Origin of the sequence: Myroides sp. LoEW2-1 (genome assembly GCF_009767705.1) — a bacterium.
In the GTDB taxonomy this organism is placed as follows: domain Bacteria; phylum Bacteroidota; class Bacteroidia; order Flavobacteriales; family Flavobacteriaceae; genus Flavobacterium; species Flavobacterium album_A.
In genome coordinates this window covers 1-2,847 of the sequence record NZ_WSPP01000287.1, presented here as the reverse complement: position 1 = coordinate 2,847, position 2,847 = coordinate 1, and the positions used below count along the sequence as shown (strand labels likewise).

Annotated in this window: 5 protein-coding genes; 2 read left to right on the top strand and 3 right to left on the bottom strand. The window is 30.5% G+C overall.

Going from position 1 to position 2,847, the window contains the following annotated elements; translation table 11 throughout:
• Positions 1 to 390: 390 nt before the first annotated feature.
• Complete coding sequence (locus GOQ24_RS14560) at positions 391 to 579, top strand: transposase (RefSeq protein ID WP_317165492.1); 189 nt, start codon at positions 391 to 393, stop codon at positions 577 to 579.
• Positions 580 to 674: 95 nt separating this feature from the next.
• On the top strand, positions 675 to 914 hold the full coding sequence (locus tag GOQ24_RS14555) for a hypothetical protein (RefSeq protein WP_160340022.1): 240 nt from the start codon (positions 675 to 677) through the stop codon (positions 912 to 914).
• Here GOQ24_RS14555 and GOQ24_RS14550 read toward each other — a convergent pair.
• From GOQ24_RS14550 to GOQ24_RS14540, 3 genes are all read right to left on the bottom strand, one after another.
• Positions 904 to 1,734: a hypothetical protein gene (locus tag GOQ24_RS14550; protein ID WP_160340021.1), complete on the bottom strand. Its 831-nt coding sequence runs from the start codon at positions 1,732 to 1,734 to the stop codon at positions 904 to 906. The genes GOQ24_RS14555 and GOQ24_RS14550 overlap by 11 nt on opposite strands.
• A 147-nt stretch (positions 1,735 to 1,881) precedes the next feature.
• Positions 1,882 to 2,184, bottom strand: a complete 303-nt coding sequence (locus GOQ24_RS14545; RefSeq protein ID WP_160340020.1) for a thioredoxin family protein — start codon at positions 2,182 to 2,184, stop codon at positions 1,882 to 1,884.
• A gap of 137 nt (positions 2,185 to 2,321) precedes the next feature.
• Positions 2,322 to 2,747, bottom strand: a complete 426-nt coding sequence (locus tag GOQ24_RS14540) for a hypothetical protein (protein ID WP_160340019.1) — start codon at positions 2,745 to 2,747, stop codon at positions 2,322 to 2,324.
• Positions 2,748 to 2,847: the final 100 nt, after the last annotated feature.

Sequence of the window (2,847 nt, the reverse complement as noted above, 5' to 3'; positions counted from 1 at the left end):
GAGTTTATTTATTCTGAAGTGAATGTCTATTTTACACATTCTATCATCAAGCGATGTCAAGTTGGCTTTATCTACTTTATTTATTTTTGTCAACTTATTCTCAATTCAAACAAGTAAAAAGCAAATATTCTACAAGTGCTTATTTTGGTAGAATCAACTTGTTGTCATAGGAATAATCTTGAGGTTTCCCTTTCAATTTTATTCGGTGACTTACATTTTTATGTAGGCTATAATTTTTCAGAGTACAATAGAAAATGCGCAAACAGAATTACTTTTAAAAGCGGTAATTATTTCTTTATCTGTATCAATACAGGGTACTTATACTTTATAACCCATAAGTGAAATCATAATGCACTCAAAGAAAATGAACAGTAAAGAGCAGTAAGTGAAATCTCTCGAGAATTAGGTATTGATCAGAGTTCATTCTACTATTGGAGAAAGAAGTATGGGGAAATGGAAAAACAAGAGTTGAAACGTTTAAAAGAACTTTCAGAAGAAAATCGCAAGCTTAAACAGATGTATGCCCATGTTAGTTTAGACAATAAAATGCTCAAAGATATTCTGTCAAAAAAGTTTTAAGCCCACCTGATAAAATAGAAAGAATTAAGTATCTGTTAGAGCAATACAAGTTATTTATTGTTCGTATTTGTTTATTAGTTGGACTATGCCGATTAATGTGGTATTATCAAAGTAAAAAAGATGATACACAGGTTATTTATAAACTAAGTGAATTAGCAGAACAATACCCTACTCGCGGCTTTGATGAGTACTACAATAAGATATGCAGAGAAGGACTTATATGGAATAGAAAAAGAGTTCTACGCGTTTATCGCTTAATTAGAGATGATTTGGAGTCTGATCATTTCAATGACTCCACAGCAATAAAAGTATTTGTTCTTTTAATTACCATCTAAAGAGTCCTTTCAAGGTTAAGTAAATACCTCTTAGTACAGACTCTGTATGCTCTATATCCTCAATAGTTTGTGATTTGCGTTTTCCTATAGCTTTATATGTATCTGTAGTTGATGTAATTTCAACATCAAAAGTGTTTTCGTCTATAAAAGTAGCCTCAATTAAAAAAGGTTCAGAATGGTGAAATGATGAGCATATAAAACCATCGGAAGTCATCACTCCATCAAATCCTTGAATGCCGCCAGCTCCATATGCTTTTCCAATTACAACATTCCCGTTTCTATACAAATCAAAAGTTTGTACTCTATCTATATTATATCTCAATAATTCTTTTGAATCACTCAAATCTTTTAGCTGTCCAAAATCGAGTTCCCAAGTACCTATAGGCGAGATAGAACTTGGATTAGTTATGATAGGAAATGGTGTTTCTTGTTTTTCTACCTTTTGAACTTCAAACTTTGCACGTTCTTGCTTAGTTCTAACACCATCTATATAGATTCCAGATATTTTATCACCCTGTCTAATACCTTTAAACTCGCTGTGTAGACCAGATTGAAAACTAATAGAATCTCCTCTATCAATCCAATAACTCCAATGCGCTAATTCAGGTCCACTAAATAGGCGTACTTGCCTTGTACCTTCTTTTGCTTCAACGCCAAATAACAAAGGAATATGTACACCATCTTGAACTATAAAGTTTCCTTGCCAAACCTCGTAACCATGCTCTCCTGCATCCTTAGATTCTAACTCATAGCTTTTTGTGCAAGAAAAAAGAAGAAAAGCTAAACTGCTGAGTACAAAAATATGTATTGAATATTTCATAATAAAAATGCTGTTCTTACTTGAAAACAGACTTAAGATTTTAACTTTACTTAAAATAGGAAAACTCATTAACACTGCAATGTTTTAAGTCTAACTATTCATTAGAAGCATAAATTTAGAAGCTATCTACTAACCTGTATCTTGTACTTACCTTTCTACCTGACTGACGTGTTTAATAATTTCTTGAGGCGAAACTACACCTGTTTGGCGCCAATAGATATCTCCTTGTGTATTAACCAAAATAAGTGTTGGTACAGAGCGAACAAAGAACTCTTGTTTTAGTACCTTATCTATATCAATATCTACTTTTATAAAATCGACATAAGCTTTAATGTCTTCTTCTATGTGATTAATATATTTTGACAGGGTTTTACAAGGAGCACACCAATTAGCAAAAAATTGTAATAATATAGGACGCTCTAAGTTGTCAAAGTCAATATTGATTTGCATATTCAAAGATTTTAAAAAGTGAAAGATTAAATTTTAGCTATAAAAAAACGCTATTAATTTGATATGACAAAACTAATAGCGTTCTTATTTCTATTTTATACTAAGTCAAAGTCAATGTATAAATTTCAATCACTTAATTAATTTACAGATAAAATACTGATAATCTCTTGTACAGTGTCTTCAGGATAACCGGATAACTTCCAAACTTTCTTTGTTTGTCCTCTCATGGTTAAGACAAGAGTAAATCCAATTAATACCCCTGACGAATTATGTTGAATAACTTCTACATTGGACACATGCTTCTTAGAATAAAGGTATTTATCACCCTTGATATTTTTGATTATTAGATACTCTCCCTCAAAAGAAATTGAATTACCATACTTAAGCAAAAAGCAAATAACACCTATGATAAAAAATGGAGCAATTAAAAGTAAAAAGTTTTCTGCTGTATCATTAATATTCTTTGTATACACTAAGACAAAACAAATGACTACTCCAAGGGCTAAAAACCATATTTGTTTTGCTAATAAAATCCCAATAAAGTGATTGTATGATTTTTTCATCTAATTATTAATTTGAATGTAAAAATAAAATTAATTTAATCAAAAAGAGAATTAAAAACAGTTGCTTTTATACTAAAACACTTTGTATTTTATAATAAAT